Annotated in this window: 14 protein-coding genes; 3 read left to right on the forward strand and 11 right to left on the reverse strand. The window is 32.8% G+C overall.

All coding sequences use genetic code 11. The annotated features are described in order from the left end of the window. Positions 1 to 18: 18 nt before the first annotated feature. The 4 genes from CIGN_RS04110 to hsdR all read right to left on the reverse strand — a co-directional run bounded on the left by CIGN_RS04110 (position 19) and on the right by hsdR (position 6,916). Entirely contained in the window at positions 19 to 1,611 is a 1,593-nt protein-coding gene (locus tag CIGN_RS04110; protein ID WP_181892524.1) for a restriction endonuclease subunit S, read from the reverse strand. Between the two features lie 131 nt (positions 1,612 to 1,742). Next, positions 1,743 to 2,873 carry a Fic family protein gene (locus CIGN_RS04115; RefSeq protein WP_086279876.1) on the reverse strand — a complete coding sequence of 377 codons (1,131 nt, stop codon included), beginning with the start codon at positions 2,871 to 2,873 and terminating at the stop codon, positions 1,743 to 1,745. A gap of 8 nt (positions 2,874 to 2,881) precedes the next feature. Next, positions 2,882 to 4,372: a type I restriction-modification system subunit M gene (locus CIGN_RS04120; protein WP_086302331.1), complete on the reverse strand. Its 1,491-nt coding sequence runs from the start codon at positions 4,370 to 4,372 to the stop codon at positions 2,882 to 2,884. A 90-nt stretch (positions 4,373 to 4,462) separates the two neighbouring features. Then, positions 4,463 to 6,916, reverse strand: coding sequence for an EcoAI/FtnUII family type I restriction enzme subunit R (gene hsdR / locus CIGN_RS04125; RefSeq protein ID WP_202819618.1), 2,454 nt, complete (start codon positions 6,914 to 6,916; stop codon positions 4,463 to 4,465). 344 nt (positions 6,917 to 7,260) lie between these two features. On the opposite strand from hsdR, the gene CIGN_RS04130 reads away from it, so the two are divergent. Genes CIGN_RS04130 through trmA form a run of 3 tightly spaced genes read left to right on the forward strand, consistent with a single transcriptional unit; the run spans position 7,261 to position 10,545 of the window. Then, positions 7,261 to 8,682 (forward strand): COG3400 family protein, encoded by a 1,422-nt coding sequence (locus CIGN_RS04130; protein ID WP_086302335.1) that lies wholly within the window; start codon positions 7,261 to 7,263, stop codon positions 8,680 to 8,682. Between the two features lie 9 nt (positions 8,683 to 8,691). Next, positions 8,692 to 9,438, forward strand: a complete 747-nt coding sequence (locus tag CIGN_RS04135) for an SDR family NAD(P)-dependent oxidoreductase (RefSeq protein WP_086302337.1) — start codon at positions 8,692 to 8,694, stop codon at positions 9,436 to 9,438. A 9-nt stretch (positions 9,439 to 9,447) separates the two neighbouring features. Continuing rightward, the gene (gene trmA / locus CIGN_RS04140) at positions 9,448 to 10,545 is read left to right on the forward strand and encodes a tRNA (uridine(54)-C5)-methyltransferase TrmA (RefSeq protein WP_086302339.1); all 1,098 of its coding nucleotides are present in this window, start codon (positions 9,448 to 9,450) and stop codon (positions 10,543 to 10,545) included. An 817-nt stretch (positions 10,546 to 11,362) separates the two neighbouring features. On the opposite strand, the gene CIGN_RS04145 is transcribed toward trmA, so the two are convergent. From CIGN_RS04145 to CIGN_RS04175, 7 genes are all read right to left on the reverse strand, one after another. Then, positions 11,363 to 11,842 carry a hypothetical protein gene (locus CIGN_RS04145; protein ID WP_086302341.1) on the reverse strand — a complete coding sequence of 160 codons (480 nt, stop codon included), beginning with the start codon at positions 11,840 to 11,842 and terminating at the stop codon, positions 11,363 to 11,365. A 230-nt stretch (positions 11,843 to 12,072) separates the two neighbouring features. Continuing rightward, the gene (gene acpS, locus CIGN_RS04150; RefSeq protein WP_086234479.1) at positions 12,073 to 12,423 is read right to left on the reverse strand and encodes a holo-ACP synthase; all 351 of its coding nucleotides are present in this window, start codon (positions 12,421 to 12,423) and stop codon (positions 12,073 to 12,075) included. After that, positions 12,420 to 12,935, reverse strand: coding sequence for a flagellar basal body-associated protein FliL (fliL, locus tag CIGN_RS04155; RefSeq protein WP_086232079.1), 516 nt, complete (start codon positions 12,933 to 12,935; stop codon positions 12,420 to 12,422). The genes acpS and fliL overlap by 4 nt, the downstream gene beginning before the upstream one ends. Before the next feature lie 55 nt (positions 12,936 to 12,990). Continuing rightward, positions 12,991 to 13,860 (reverse strand): fumarylacetoacetate hydrolase family protein, encoded by an 870-nt coding sequence (locus CIGN_RS04160; RefSeq protein WP_086302343.1) that lies wholly within the window; start codon positions 13,858 to 13,860, stop codon positions 12,991 to 12,993. Continuing rightward, on the reverse strand, positions 13,857 to 15,011 hold the full coding sequence (locus CIGN_RS04165) for an aminotransferase class III-fold pyridoxal phosphate-dependent enzyme (RefSeq protein ID WP_086302345.1): 1,155 nt from the start codon (positions 15,009 to 15,011) through the stop codon (positions 13,857 to 13,859). Before CIGN_RS04165 ends, CIGN_RS04160 begins: the two co-directional genes overlap by 4 nt. Positions 15,012 to 15,014: 3 nt before the next feature. Continuing rightward, complete coding sequence (locus tag CIGN_RS04170) at positions 15,015 to 15,638, reverse strand: trimeric intracellular cation channel family protein (RefSeq protein WP_086224500.1); 624 nt, start codon at positions 15,636 to 15,638, stop codon at positions 15,015 to 15,017. Between the two features lie 24 nt (positions 15,639 to 15,662). Further along, entirely contained in the window at positions 15,663 to 16,148 is a 486-nt protein-coding gene (locus tag CIGN_RS04175) for a flavodoxin domain-containing protein (RefSeq protein ID WP_086302347.1), read from the reverse strand. Between the last annotated feature and the right edge of the window lie 76 nt (positions 16,149 to 16,224).

The raw sequence follows: 16,224 nt of genomic DNA on the forward strand, positions 1-16,224 counted from the left end.
TCATCAAAAGTCATTTCATCATCCCAACTTCTCACACAAAGGCAACATCTGTTCGATTATTTCTACAATCTTTTCTTGTTCGGCAAGTGGTGGGAGGGGGATTTGCAACTGTAATAATTTATCACGTGATAAATTATAAAATGCTTGTCCAGATTTATTAGTAATTTCTTTACACATATCTCTAAGCCAACGAGTACCAAAAAGATACAAAAAATACTTTGAAAGGATTTCATTGTGATAATGAGGAATTAGCATTAATACGAATCCTCCAACTACGGTATCTGTATAATCTTTTTCCACATATCCAATTTTTCCAATATGTTCTAAACTTGTTACAGCTGGTGTAATTAAATAATTCTTCTTTAAGAATAATTCAGGTTTTACATATTTATCTGATATCATAATATCATCAGGTTTGAAAATGTATGATGTATCTAAAATATTTCCACCTCTAAGAACACGAATCATCTTTTCTGATTTTTCAACAAGAACATCTTTTTTATATCCTAATCCAGACATAGTAGAAAATACATCCCCCAATCTACACCAACACCAGCTTTCTGGTATTTCAAACGGGATTTCATCTTCTGCAATCTCACTTGCGACAATTGGAGCGGGCTTTTTAGCTTTTGGGTTTTTCTTTTTTGCTTCTTCCCAATCGGCAAGAAGTTTTGCGTTGCGTTCTTCTATAATTCTATCTAAAAGTTGTTTGCCACTTTCTTCTATTGTGGTAGTTTTTCGCCAAGATTTTGTGAGTTTGCCTTGTATTGCCTCTTGTAAAATAGCTTTTTTTACTTTGTCTGGAAGAGCGGTTTTTAATTCCTCTTTTTGGAGAACCGCATTTTCGTAAGCATCAACCAATGGCAGCACTTCTTCAAGTTTTGCAACAATTGCATTTTGCACGGCAAGTGGTGGAAGGGGGAGAATTGTTTCTATAACTTTATCAGTATTTAAATTCTGAACTACAGCTCCTGCTGCACTATCAGCAAATTGCTTATAAATAAAAGATGATGATAACAGGTGATAAATAAAATCTGAAATAATACAGTTATTTGGAAATGAAAAAACTAACCAACCGTCATGAATGCACCCTTCGATATTAGAAATATAGGGACGACCGAAACTCATTGAATTAGTAAGAAGAAAATCCCCTTTATGAATTAAACGTGTTTTATAAAGACCTTCTTTTTTTATTCTTTGTTTGGTTGAATTAATATATTTTCCACCTTTATCTGTATCGCTTATTTTTATCCAATTATAACCATCAGAATCATTTGTAAGATATTCATTAATTGGACGGGGAGACCCACCTCTTGCAATAAAAGCCACATCCCCCAATCTACACCAACACCAGCTTTTAGGAATTTCAAAGGGGATTTCATCTTCTGTAATCTCACTTGGGACAATTGGAGCGGGCTTTTTGGCTTTTGGGTTTTTCTTTTTTGCTTCTTCCCATTGGGCTAGAAGTTTTGCGTTGCGTTCTTCTATAATTTTGTCTAAAAGCTCTTTGCCGGTTTTAGTTTCCCCTTCTACATTACTAATCAACTGGCCTGTTATGGCCGCTTGGAGAATTGATTTTCTTAAATTTGTATCTTTTTTTATCTTTGCCAATTTAGTTTCCTTTTTTATGTTGCCAAATTCATCAAATTGGGTACATAATGTCATCAATATGTACCCAAAAACAATATTTTGGGTACATATACGAATGAGCATGTACCCAAAATCGTTAAATTGGGTACATATTACGATTTTACAGATTCAATAGTTTCAACTTCTGATACAACTTTCCCCTGATTTAGAAATAATGCAAATAAAGCATTATTAATATAATAATTAGATGATCCTTTTTTCATTTTTGTCAAAAGTTTTAAATCTACAATCATATCAAGATATTTTGCTGCCGTTTTGCGTTGAACATTCATATCTCGTTCAATAAATTCAATCTTTGTATACGGATGGAAAAATAAATTATTCAAAAGTTCATGTTTATATGTTTTTCCAAATACGGGTTTTAAGATTGCTTTATATTGTGCCATTAATTGCGCAATACCATTTATTAAAATAATTGTTTCTTTAGATGTAACTTCTATTCCTTTAAGAATAAACATAACCCAATTCTGCCAATCCTTTATATCTCCATCATTATCACGGACAGCTTGAATCAATTTGTAATAATCGGCTTTATTACGAGTGATATAACGACTCAAATATAAAATTGGTAAATCCAAAAGTCTATTTTGTACTAAATATAAAACAGAAATAATACGCCCAGTTCTTCCGTTACCATCATAAAAAGGATGTATACTTTCAAATTGGTGATGTATTATTGCTAGTTTAATCAATGGATCTAAATCAGATAATTCAGAATTGTTAATAAAGTGTTCAAGATTTGACATATAATGTTCAACTTCATCTCCTGTTTTTGGAGGAGCATAAACAATTTCTTGCTTAGAATTTTGTAATGTTACAGCACTTGTTCTAAACCCAGCTTTATTTTTTTCAAGCTTTTCTTGAATATTTTTAATAATGTTATTTGTAAGAAGCATATTTTCTTTTACTCTTGAAAAGCCTTCAAGCATAGCTTCTCTATAATTCATAACCTCTTTTGCTGCATTGCTAACTGCATAATTACTTACAGAAAGATCTGCTTGAAAAATCTCATCATGGGTTGTTACTATATTTTCTACTTCGGAACTTTCCTTTGCTTCTTGTATAACAAGAGAATTAATCAAAACACCTTCATTTGGAATTGTATGAGCAACTCCTTTTAATTCTGCCAACGCTTTGTTTGCAAGATTAACTTGTTTGAGTATTTCTTTTGTTTCAAGGTCAATTCCAAGTGGTAATTTAGGAATAGTATAAGTCTTTGCCAATTTTTCTCCTACAATTCAATTCCAAGAATTTCAGTAATTTTTGCTAGTGTTGAATTGATTTTTTCCTCTGCAGCTTCACTATGCTTTTTATAATTTATGATTGTCTCTTTTATGCTTAAGATTTCTTCTTCCTCGTGAGGATAACCACAAAGGTCAAGGTTATAGCCACCTTCTATAAGCTCTTGAGAAGTAAAACATTTTGCCTTTGAATTTCCTTCTTCATCGGCTATTTCTTTACGGTCATTCCACCATGCAACACAATCATCAAAATCAGAAAGTTTCATCGGTTTAGTTTTAGAAAAGTATTTAATTCCATCTGGTATATCTACACGATAAAACCATGTTTTACCGGTTGGTTCTTCATTATTAAAAAACAAGATGTTTGTAGTAATGCTTGTATAGGGAGAAAAGACACTTTGTGGTAACCGCACCACGGTATGTAGATTATACTCTGTTAGCAGCTTCTTCTTGAGATTTACCTTTGCGTTATCATTGCCGAACAAAAATCCATCAGGAATAATTACAGCGGCACGACCATTTTTCTTTAAGCGATACAAAATAACAGCTATAAAAAGATCTGCTGTTTCGCTTGATTTTAGATCGGCTGGAAAGTTTTGCTTGATGTCTTCTTTTTCGCTTCCGCCATAAGGTGGATTCATAAGAATTACATCAAATGCATCTTTTTTTGTGTAGTCCAAAAGTTTTTTTGTAAGTGAGTTATCGTGAAATACTTTTGGATTGTCAATTCCGTGAAGCAACATATTTGTTACACAGAGCATATAAGGGAATTGTTTTTTTTCGATTGCGTAAATTGAATTGTAAAGTTTTTCAGAATCTTCATTGCTGATTGATCCTTTTGCGTCTTTGATTGCTTCAAGTTCTTTTATCCAACTTGAAAGGAAGCCTCCTGTTCCACAGGCAAAATCAGCCATAGTTTCGCCAATTTGTGGTTTAATCATTTTTGCCATAAACTCTGTTACGGCACGTGGAGTGTAAAACTCACCCGCAGAACCTGCACTTTGAAGTTCTTTTAAAATAGTTTCATATATTTCGCCAAAGGCATGGGTTTCTTCATAGCTTCCAAAATCAAGCTCATCAATAATATTGATAATCTGACGGAGAAGCACTCCATCTTTCATATAATTGTTTGCATCTTCAAAAGTTGTACGCACAATACTTTGGCGAATTGGGGTATCTGAATTTATTTCAAGTTTTCTTAATGTTGGGAAAAGTTCATTGTTTACAAAATTCAAAAGCTGGTCTCCGGTAAGTCCATCATGTTGATTTTCTACATGAGCCCAATTTCTCCAGCGTAATTTTGGGGGAATTATAGATTCAAATTGTTCATCATCAAATTCCCAGTCTTCTTCTTTTGCGTCATAAACTTTTAAGAAAAGCATCCAGGTTATCTGTTCAATTCTCTGGGCATCACCATTTATACCGGCATCGTTCCGCATTACATCACGGACTCTTTTTACAAAACCACTTAAGTTGCTCATTTATTTATCCCTTTTATTTTGTTACACGGATTTTTGATTTCCTTTTTTTTCAGATTTTGTGTTAGCAAAATCCAATCCGTGTGACACACCTTACGCTATTTTATATAATTCATTTTCCAATTCACGAAGAGCTGTTCTATACTTATCATTTCCACCAAACAAGGCTGCAATCCGAGAAGGTTTCCCAAACTTTGTAAATGGACTCTGCTTGAGAATTTCGGTTGACTCAATGTCGTAAATGCCAAGTTGGGCATATTTATCCAGCAGCGCATTGATCACCTCTTTTGCAGCTTCTCCATATTTACCAAAAAGATCTCGCTTCTTTACCTTTTCTGCACGCTCACGACGAGTCAGGGGCTTTTGGTCAAATGCGATATGGCAGATAAAATCAAAGTCATCCACATCCATCATATTTTGATCTTTTTTAATGAGTTCTAAATCTATACCACGCTCTTTAAGTATATTGCGGATGACTTCTTTCTTCTGCTCTTCATTCCAGGTCTGGATAAAATTTTCAAGGGTTTGATATGTTCCAAGAATACTTTCTTTTGTATAATCTTCGATGCTTTCTTGCTTCAGAAGTTTGCCATCTGTATCGTAGATAGAAACTACTCTTTGTAGAACCTGTATAGTAACGCTGCCTTTTCCAACAAACTGAATTTCTTTCCTACCATTTTGGCTCCCCTTATCATCACTGCCATCTCCAAAATCACCCTCATATTCGCCTTCTGGCTGTGGATTTGGATTATAATCATCATCTTGTTCAATCTCTCCATCCCATTCTGGATCGGCAAACAAACGGCTTACACGGCGAAAATCCATTATTGTAAAATGAGTTTTTCCCTCATCATATCTCAGACGAGTTCCACGGCCAATTATCTGCTTAAACTCTGTCATTGAATTGATTAGCTCATCTAAAACAATGAGTTTTACCATTTTGCAGTCGCTTCCAGTAGAAAGAAGCTTTGATGTAGTTGCAATAACGGGATATGGCTGCGAAACTGAAATGAAATAATCCAGCTTTTCTTTTCCATATTTATCACTTCCAGTGATACGGACAACATACTGCTCTTTTACATTGCCCTGATTATCTTTCAAAATCATATCAGTATTTAAATTGTTCAGTGCAACTCGCATGCGTTCCGCGGCATCTTCTGTAGGACAAAATACAATTGTCTTGGACATACGGTCTGTTTCTTTTAAAAACTTTGTAATTTCTTGGGCAACTTCATCAATTCTATCTTGGATGACAATATTATAGTCATAATCTGAAAGATTATATTCTCGGTCTTCGATTTCTACTCCGTTAATATCCTTTTGACCTAGTTTTGGTCTCCAGCCATCATCAATACTAGTGCGAACATGTATTACCTTGAATGGAGCAAGAAATCCATCTTCAATTCCTTGTTTAAGACTGTAGCTGTAAACAGGTTCTCCAAAATAATCGATGTTAGAAACATATTTTGTTTCTTTTGGTGTAGCCGTCATACCAATCTGTGTAGCACTGCTAAAATAATCAAGAATCTTTCGCCAGCGAGAATCAGCCTTTGCAGACCCACGATGGCACTCATCAACAATAATAAGATCAAAGAAATCTGGTTTGAAGAACTCTTTATATTTGGCAATTTCTGCTTCTATTTCAGCTTCTGTTTCTTCAACTTCCTCTCCTTGGTGCTTTGCGGAATCCAATTGTTGATAAAGGGCAAAATAGACCTGATATGCTGAAATTTTTGATTTATCTTCTTTTTGGAAATTGATTTTGTGGATTACTTTTTCTAAAGGCTTAAAGTCACCGTTAATAGTCTGATCTACGAGATTATTTCTATCAGCAAGATAAAGCACTTTCTTCTTTGCTCCTGACTCAAGGAGTCTCCATACAATCTGAAAAGCCGTATAGGTTTTTCCTGTTCCAGTTGCCATTACAATAAGAATTCGAGTTTGTTGTTGTGAAATTGCCGCAAGGGTTCTATTTACCGCATTTCGCTGATAATACCTAGGGGGATAACAATTTGAACCAGAATAGAAAGGCGTATTCAAAAGATTTTCTTCAAAACAAAGTGGAATATCATATGCTTTTGATTCCCCATCCATCACATATCGTTCTCGGTTTTCAACTTCTAGAATTTTTGTTGCATCAACACCTTTCCACCGGGCATAAAGTTCATCTGCAGTGGGAAACTCCGAAAGGGGAAATTCTTTTTCAAGCCCAGTTGTAAAATCGTGTTCAAAAAAGCTATCTCCGTTTGATGTATAGACAAAAGGAACATTCATCATAATTCCATAGGAAATGGCTTGTTGCATACCAAACGATGTTGAATGATTATTATCTTTAGCTTCTACAATCGCAAGTGGAGTCCCTTTATTATACCAAAGAACATAGTCACACCTTTTCCCTTTATCACGACTTGGAACATTTCCTTTAATGAGAACCTTCCCATCCGTGAAATTATTTACAGGAGCTGTCTCCATGGTTATTTTTTTAGTATCCCATTTTGCCGACAATGCTGGAGTAATAAATTGAAGTTTAATATCTTCTTCTGTCATTTCCGATTTTGGTAATATATAGGAAGTTGCCATACAATTATTCTTTCAATAATAAAAATTATAAAAACATTATAACACATTTATAAGAATTTTACTAACTACGAAAAATCATAATATCTCAACTATTTATTATTAATATATTTTATACGATAATGGCAAAAACAATAATATCTCTGTTTAAGAGTTTAATATTTTATACTTTTAAGTTATTATCGTATTTTTAATTTTATTTGACTTTGTTTAGCTTTATAATAATGAGTTAGATACAGATATTTAAAATCCACATTTTATCTATTTTAAATTTCAATTATGATAATATAAGGCCATATTTTTATGGAGAATTGATGAAAAATATCTTGATTATTGCTGATGGGATTTTGGCTAAAAATTTCTTAGAGCGACTATTTAATAGCAAAAATAACGCCTTACACAACTACACAGTAATCACCTATAATGAAGAGACGATCCCTAGCTGGGATGTGAATTTTGAGAATTTTATATTTTATAACTTTGACCCAACTAGCCTTGGTAAGCTTAAACTACATTTAAAAACCGAATTTGAACAAGCTATGGTGATAATGCAAAATGAATTTGATATAAGATGCGTTTGTGAAAATCTGCGTCAAATTTATCCAAATTTAGAGATAGATGTGCTAGATTTATGGGGTATGGGAAGGCATTTTAAGGGCGATAATCTAATATCTATAATTGATGCTAGAAAGATTCTAAGCTCTAGATTTATGGATTTCTTGCCTGATGTGCCAGTAATTGCTGATAATATCGGTCTTGGGCTAGGGGAGATTATGGAAGTTCAAGTCCCACATGGTAGTAGCTATGCTTACCGCCATGTAGGTAATATCCGTAAAAAACGCTGGAAAATTGCTATGATATATCGCAATGGAAGTTATACAATAGCTACTTCTAATACACTAATCTTGCCAAATGATACTTTGCTAGTAGTTGGCGAGCCTAGAATTTTAGAAAATGTATTTCGTGCTATCAAAAAAGAGCCAGGCCAATTCCCAAATCCATTTGGCAATAATATCTATTTAGCCTTGGATATGAAGCTAATGAGCAATAACGATATAGAAAGATTGCTAAGCGATACATTAGAACTACATAAAAAATTAAATAGCAAAAAGCTATATATAAAGGTAGTAAATCCAACTCTTAGCAAAATTTTTAGCGATATAAAAGAGCTTAGATCAGATAGTATTTTTATCAAAATTGACTACTTTAGCACTACAATATCGATTCAAAAATCTAAAATGAATGAGCTTGATATCGGTCTAGTAGTTACTAATGGTAGAGCATTTAATCTATATAAAAAGGGCTATGAAGCTCTAAAAGTTCCTGTATTAAAAATAGGCACAAGTGGATTAAATAGTGTTAAAAGAGGTGTAATTTTAGGCGATAAAACTGATGCTGAGAGCAACTCTAGCGTAATTATGGATTGCTGTAAGCAGCTTGATTTTAGTATATATTTTTACCATTTTGATAACAAATTTGATGATGATAGTAAAGAGCTAAGGGAGCATTTTGAGAGCTTATCAAAAATCTTTGATAAAAAGGTAAATATCGTAAATGATGGCACAAATCCACTACTAAAGCTTAAAAATAATGAGAATATTTTACAATTTTTAAGCTTTAGTAGCAAGATTATGGATGGTAAATTTGGAGCGATTTTTTCTAAAGATATTAATCGTTTGCACTATATTTTGGGTGATAGCTATCAACTATTTATCCCACAAAATGATAAAATTTAAGGATTAAAGATGAAAAATACAGCTTTTATAACTGGGGCTACATCTGGCTTTGGAGAAGCGATGGCTAGAATATTATCAAAAGATGGCTATAAGCTAATACTCCTTGGTCGCCGTCAAGATAGACTTAAAGCTTTAGCAAATGAGCTAAAAAATACGCATATAATGGCTTGTGATATAAGGGATAAAAAAGCAGTATTTGATGCCGTAGATAGTCTTCCAAGTGAGTTTAGAGATATTGAAATTTTGATTAATAATGCTGGGCTGGCTCTTGGGCTTGAGCGTGTAAATGAGGCTAGTTTAGATGATTTTGAAACTATGATAGATACGAATATCAAAGGGCTTTTATACGCTACAAAGGCGGTTTTGCCTATTATGACTAAAAGAAAAAGCGGATATATATTTAATCTTGGCTCCGTGGCTGGTCAGTGGCCATATCCTGGCGGAAATGTCTATGGTGCGACAAAGGCATTTGTAAAGCAGTTTAGCTTTAATCTTAGAAATGACTTAAAAGGCGATAATATACGAGTTACTGAGATAGCTCCTGGCATTGCTAAGACTGAATTTAGCCTAGTAAGATATAAAGGCGATGAGCAAAGAAGCAATGCTGTATATGATGGGACAAACTACCTTGAAGCTAATGATATAGCTAAGATTGTGCTTGATTGTATAAATTTACCAAAACATGTCAATATAAATAGCCTTGAAGTTATGCCAACTACGCAGAGTTGGGCTGGATTTTTCTTTGAAAAAGAGTAGGGTATAAGCGTGGATTGTAGGTATTTAGGAGATTGTGGAAGTTGTGTTTTGACTCTTAGCTATTGTGAGCAAAAGCAGCTTAAAATCGCTAAGATAAGGGAGCTTTTTAGCAAGTTTTGGAGTGGAGAATTTGAGTTTTTTGACTCAGATGAGAGTGGATTTCGCTCTAGAGCTGAATTTGGCATTTGGCATGAAAATAACGATATAAGCTACTGTATGCGTAGTCAGCAAAATATTAAATTACCGATACAAAGCTGCCAGATAGTAGATACTAAGATATCAAATATAATGCCTTATCTTCTAAAAACAATAAAAGAAGATAAGGCTCTAGTAGAGCGATTATTTGGCGTAGAGTTTATCAGCTCAGCCAATAGCCTTGTAGCGACACTTTTATACCATAAAGATGTAAATAGTATAAAAGATAATCTAGTCAATATACAATCTAAGCTAAGAATAGGTCTAATAGCTAGGAGTAGGGGAGTAAAGCTAGAATTTGGCGATACAAAAATAAATGAGATTTTAAATATAAATGGGCGTGAGTTTAGCTATATTATGAGCGATACAGCCTTTATCCAGCCAAATAAAAAGATGAATGAAAAAATGATTTCATGGGCTGTAAATGCAGTAGAAAATGCAGCAGATTTAATAGAGTTATATTGCGGACATGGGAATTTTACTATACCAATTAGTCTTAAATTTCAAAAAGTTTTAGCTACTGAGATATCTAAAAGCTCAATTGATATGGCTTTAAAAAATTGCCAATTAAATAGCGTAAATAATATCAAATTTGCTAGACTAAGTGCTGCTGAGATAATGAGCGCAATGGCTAAGGAGCGAGAGTTTGAGAGATTGCGTGGTGTAGATTTAGATAGTTATATATTTAGCCATATATTAGTCGATCCACCAAGGGCGGGGTGCGAAGATAGCGTTTTAGATTTTATGAGCAAGATAGATAATATAATTTATATATCATGCAATCCACTGACATTGCAAAATAACTTAGAGATACTAAGTCAAACACATAAAGTGGTAAAATTTGCAATATTTGACCAATTTGTCCATACTAATCACATTGAATGTGGTGTAGTTTTAAAAAGAATCAAATAAACACTAGCTGCAATAAGTGACAAAATAAATTTATAATCAAGATTAAATTTAGCTTATATTAGTAATTTTTATCTTGAATGAATTATATATTTTTAGTTGTCATTTACTGCAGCATAAGTCAAATATATTGATTTATTTAGCTTTTATATCTTTTTATATTTTAATATAAATTTCAGTTTAATTCAAATTTTGGCTCAGTTTTTGCTTATACTAAATATAATATAATTTTGATTTAAGTTAATTTCTTGGTTTATATATTGTAAAATTTTACATAAAATAATACATAAAATTTCAAGAATAATTTTACTTATTATTTTAATGAAAATAATACATATTTTACTATGTATTATTATACATATATCTTATAAATAGTGGCAAAATGGGGATTTTTTAGTATCAAAAAACCCAAAATAGGTGAATTTATTTTAGTTTGAAAATTATAGTTTTCAATACTAAATATATAAAATAGTGCTTTTTATATATATTTTTAATTATTTTATAATAATTATAGCTTTGTTTTGTCAAGTGTTTGTTTTCAATCATTTTATGTTTTTATTTAATCTTTACCAATCAACCATTGTAATATTTTTAGAAATATATGTAGAGTTATCATCTATGATAATTGTAGTGCATTAATGGGGCTAATGAAGCAATAATACAGATGTAAAACTAAACAATAATAATTGTAGTTGATATATATGCTCTTACTATTTTAAATTTCAATAATTTAAATCTAAGATATAAAATTTACTTACCACCCTACTTTATTATATTTTTATTTAAAAAGCCAATTTAGATCACAACTAGCCTCACCAATTCACCCTTCAAACTCAATCTCAATACTATATCCCCTACTATTTAGCGTATGCCTTACGCTTGTTATGCTAAACTTTTTTAGCTCTATATCGCTGTTTGTATTTTTAAACGCTATAGAGCCGCCAGTAATGATATTAGCCCCTGCTAGGCTACACCTACCGCTGATACCGCCTTTTTTAAGCTCGTTTAGCTTTGCATTTGCTTTAGCGTATGCCTCGCCATCGCTTTTAGGCTGGCTTATTCTCATATTATAACTAGGCTCGCCACTACCAGCACGAAGATGGCGCATAGCCCCACTGCTAATATCTTGCCACTGCAAAACAACGCTTTGATATACATTTCTATAAGCTTCATTAATTTCAAGGCTATATAGCTCTTTTGTGTCTATTTCATATTTTGGCGCATTGCTTACTCCAAAATCTATCTTTTTAGCTATAATCAAAGTAGAGTTTTTAACTGTAAATGAAAAACAAAAACTCATAGTTTGATTTTGCTAAAAATATTCCCAAATAACGTTAAAATGAATCACTAATCTATTTTTATATCAATTATATTTATAAATTTAAATTTTTTAGTAAACTAATCAATTTGAATTTTATTAAGCAAATATTGATTTTGGTAATTGTATTATTATATATTTTCAGATTTTAATTTAATAAAATAAGGATTTAAAATTTAATTTGAATTATTTAATATTACAAATTATATGGCTTAATATCGCTCAATTATCACTGCAGCAATTGCAAATCCACCATCGTGAGTTATACTAAGAGAAGTATTTTTAATATTAAATTTATAAAGTGTTTCTGTATTAAATTTGATTTTTGGCGCACCTTTATTATCTTTATAAATTGTAGCATCACCAAATCCAAATTCAGCTCCGATACCACAACCAAGCGCTTTACTAATAGCCTCTTTAGCAGCCCAAAAACCAGCTAAAGTTTCATCGCTTTTAGCTAGCTCAATTTCACTAGGATTTAAAAATTTATGTAAAAATAGATCGCCGTGCCTAGCCTTGGCTGCAGCGATCCTTTTAATACTGACAATATCAATACCTATCATTGTACAATAAAATCAGTAAAAAATACATTTTTGATATATCCATCTCTTAGGACTTCATTTATTCTAGTTACCAATTCATCTTTGAGACGCTCTTTGCCTTTAGCTGTGCTTACATCTTCATAAGTTTTAGCCGAAAGAGTTCTAATGATTATATCTCTAATTAGTGCTTGTTTTTTATCTATTTCTGGACTTAAAGTCTGTTCACTTAATTCCAAATTCATAGTAGTTTTTAGATATCTTGTACCACTCTCGCTAAGTAAATTTACTACATACTGATCCATTGGGTACATAGGGCCGATGTTAAAAAAGTCATTTGACCTCTGTTTTGGAGCCATATGTGATGCTGGTGTATCAGCTGCTTGAGACACTTGTTTATCATCTCCTCCGCCCATCAAAAGCATTGCAACAATTACTCCAATGATAAGTAAAAAGACCACTACGCCTATAATCGCTATTAGTACCACTGGACTCTTTTTACCTTCATTTTTTACATCTTCATCTGATGCTGCCATTTTTTCTCCTTTTTTTCTGTATTATATTTTAAATTTGCTTAAATATCCCAACTGCTTATTTGCCGACTATGTTTTTTAATACGCCAATCCCTTCGATTTCGCACTCTACAATATCATCTTTTTTGAGATATTTTGGTGGAGTAAAACCCATTCCAACACCACTTGGTGTACCTAAAGAAATTATCGTTCCAGCCTTTAGTGTCATTCCAGCACTTAAATCACTTATTACATATGCTGCATCAAAAATCATATCAGCAGTATTTGCATTTTGACGCAATTCCCCATTAACTCTAGAAGTTATTTTCAAATTTGATATATCTAGATTAGTCTCAATCCATGGCCCCATAAGTGTTGAGCCATCTAGGCTTTTACCATAATACCACTGCTTATATCGATTTTGGATATCTCGTGAGCTGATATCGTTTAAAATTGTATATCCAAAAACATATTCTAGCGCCCTATTTTGCGCTACATTAGTTGCGTCTTTGCCAATTATTAGTGCCAACTCAACCTCATAATCTAAAGTTTGTGTAATATGACTATGACTTGGGAATATTGCCATATCACCTAAAATATAATTTGCTCGTTTGCCAAAATATACAGGAAATTCTCTTTTGCCATCAAATTCAATCTTTTTAAACCTATAAGACTCCTTAGCGTGTTCCATATAGTTAATTCCAAGACAAATAATATCTTGAATAGGCGATAATATTGGTGCTAAAATCTCTACACTGTCATATGGTTCACCACCTGTTTTTGTACCAAGGTCTTCTAAAATTTGACGTTCATCTTGACTTAGTGTGGTGATTAATTCGTTCATATCCTTTTTATTTATTCCAGCATAACTAATATCAATTATGCGGTTATTTGCACTTAATATACCAAGCTTTATGCTTTCATCTTTTTTATAGGTGATTAGCCTCATTTTTTAGCCTTATTTATAGCTAAATTTAATCTTATAAAGCCCTCTTTCATCTCTTTTTTGCTTAAATTTAGTGGTGGTAAAAATCTTAGCGTTCTATCGCCAGATCTTAAGATCAAAACCCTATTTTCTAAAGCTTTTGATACGATTTGAGATAGTAAATTTGGATCTTTAAGGACTACACCTTGCATCAAGCCAATACCTACTCTTTTAAGAAAAATATCGCTATTTTCTTCTATTAATTTATCTATTTTTTTCTCAAATTTAGCTATTATTTTATCCAATTTTCCACTATTTTTAAGCTCATCCAACTTATCTAAGACATACTCTGATACAGCTGTAACCAAAAATCCACCACCAAAGGTGCTACCATGATCTCCTGGCGAAAATATAGATTTTCTAGTTGCACACGCACTAATTGGCACACCATTACCAAGCCCTTTGGCAAATGTAATGATATCAGGTGTGATATCATATAGCTTAGAGGTGACAAACTCCCCTGTGCGATATACGCCGCATTGGACTTCATCGGTGATGAGTAGGATATCTTTTTGATTTAAAATTTTAGCTAAATTTTGAACTTTATCCTTATCAAGTGGATTTATCCCGCCTTCACCTTGGACTAATTCTATAATTACAGCTGCGGTATTTTCATTTAAATTTGCGATAATATCATCTATGCTATCATAAAATTTAAATCCATCTGGATAAGCACCAAATTCATCTGGATGAAATTTATCCTGCCCTGTCATCGCTAAAGTAGCTATTGTCCTGCCGTGAAATGAGTTTTTAAGGCTGATAATTTCGCTTTTTCTGCCCTTGCTAAAACCAAATTTTCTAGCTAATTTTATCGCACACTCATTTGCTTCAGCACCACTATTAGCAAAAAATAGCTCATATCCACCACCAAGTAAATTTGATATCTTATCAGCAAGTTTGGTTTGTGGGGCGATATTATATAAATTTGAAGTGTGCAAGAGAGTTTTGGCTTGTTTTGCGATCACTTTCGCTACACCTTTGTGGCTATGACCTAAAGCACAAACCCCAATCCCACTAGCAAAATCTATATAATCTTTGCCACTATCATCCCATAAAATAGCACCATCTCCACGCACAAAGCCCACATCGGCTCTAGAATAGTTATTCATTAGCATAAATTAATCCTTATAGTGAATTTGCGGCAAATTCCAATTTCTATAGTATGCTACAAGCCGCCATGTAACACCAAATGTAAATAACACAAAAATACAATAAATATTAGTTAGTCCTGCTAGATGCATTAGATAATAAATCGCTCCAACACCCATACTAATCGTACCATATAATCCAGTTTTTAAAAACCACGGAACCTCATTTAATAGCATATCTCTTATAATTCCGCCACCAACACCATTAAAAAACGCCACCATAATCACGCCAAAAATATTAAGCCCAAATTCCAAAGATACAATAGCCCCAACAATAGAAAAGCTTACTACATCTACTGCATCAGTCATAATAAATATAAATTTTTTATCTAGATTATTTCTATCTTTTTGGTGAAATTTAAGTAAAAACGCCAAAATCATAACAGCCAATACAATACAAACAGGAATATAATGCGTAAAAGAATATGCAGGGCGACCCACGATAATATCACGAATTAATCCCCCACCAAGTGCAGTTAAAAATGCTGCTAAAAATACGCCTAGCCAGTCACAGCCTCTGCGTATTCCAAACAAAAATCCGCTCAAAGATGCTGAGGCTATACCGACATATTCTGCAAATAAAAAAGCTTCCATTGCTAACTTTGAGCTTTATAAGATTTAGAATTCAGATTTAATAGATTCAATCCATTTATCAGCTCTAGCTTGCCAATCTTTGTCATTTTTATAATCAATCGCAAGACCAATAAATTTACCATTTATAAATGATAGTGAATTTTTAAACACATATCCATCAATATCAGTAGCACCTACAAGCTTAGCACCACGAATTAATGGTAAAAACTCTACTAAACCATCAAGAAATGTCGTAGGATGTTTAACCTGTCCGCCTACACCTACTAAAGCTAGAGTTTTACCGCCAAACTCAGCCTCAGCTATAATATCTAATTTAGCTCTAAAATCTTTTTGTAGCTCTCCATGGCCATGTGTAGAAGCTGCGAAAATCAACTTATCATATTTGATTAAAAAATCAATCGTAAGATCTTTTGCGTCAATTACTTCACTATCAAAACCCTGACCTATATACTCTGCTACAACTTTAGTATCTCCGGCATTTGAGCCATATACTATACCAACTTTTGCCATTTTATTTCCTTTAAGAGTTGAATTTAAAGGCTAAATTATATCAAAGCAAACTCTAAAATTTGCTTAATTGTATTAA

Origin of the sequence: Campylobacter devanensis (genome assembly GCF_002139915.1) — a bacterium.
Taxonomy (GTDB): domain Bacteria; phylum Campylobacterota; class Campylobacteria; order Campylobacterales; family Campylobacteraceae; genus Campylobacter; species Campylobacter devanensis.

Coding starts and splice junctions, on each gene's coding strand:
- CIGN_RS04130 (WP_086302335.1), top strand. CDS start 7,261: ATGAAAAATATCTTGATTATTGCTGATGGGATTTTGGCTAAAAATTTC.
- CIGN_RS04165 (WP_086302345.1), bottom strand. CDS start 15,011: ATGCTAATGAATAACTATTCTAGAGCCGATGTGGGCTTTGTGCGTGGA.
- CIGN_RS04175 (WP_086302347.1), bottom strand. CDS start 16,148: ATGGCAAAAGTTGGTATAGTATATGGCTCAAATGCCGGAGATACTAAA.
- CIGN_RS04145 (WP_086302341.1), bottom strand. CDS start 11,842: ATGAGTTTTTGTTTTTCATTTACAGTTAAAAACTCTACTTTGATTATA.
- CIGN_RS04120 (WP_086302331.1), bottom strand. CDS start 4,372: ATGAGCAACTTAAGTGGTTTTGTAAAAAGAGTCCGTGATGTAATGCGG.
- hsdR (WP_202819618.1), bottom strand. CDS start 6,916: ATGACAGAAGAAGATATTAAACTTCAATTTATTACTCCAGCATTGTCG.
- fliL (WP_086232079.1), bottom strand. CDS start 12,935: ATGGCAGCATCAGATGAAGATGTAAAAAATGAAGGTAAAAAGAGTCCA.
- CIGN_RS04160 (WP_086302343.1), bottom strand. CDS start 13,860: ATGAGGCTAATCACCTATAAAAAAGATGAAAGCATAAAGCTTGGTATA.
- acpS (WP_086234479.1), bottom strand. CDS start 12,423: ATGATAGGTATTGATATTGTCAGTATTAAAAGGATCGCTGCAGCCAAG.
- CIGN_RS04135 (WP_086302337.1), top strand. CDS start 8,692: ATGAAAAATACAGCTTTTATAACTGGGGCTACATCTGGCTTTGGAGAA.
- CIGN_RS04170 (WP_086224500.1), bottom strand. CDS start 15,638: ATGGAAGCTTTTTTATTTGCAGAATATGTCGGTATAGCCTCAGCATCT.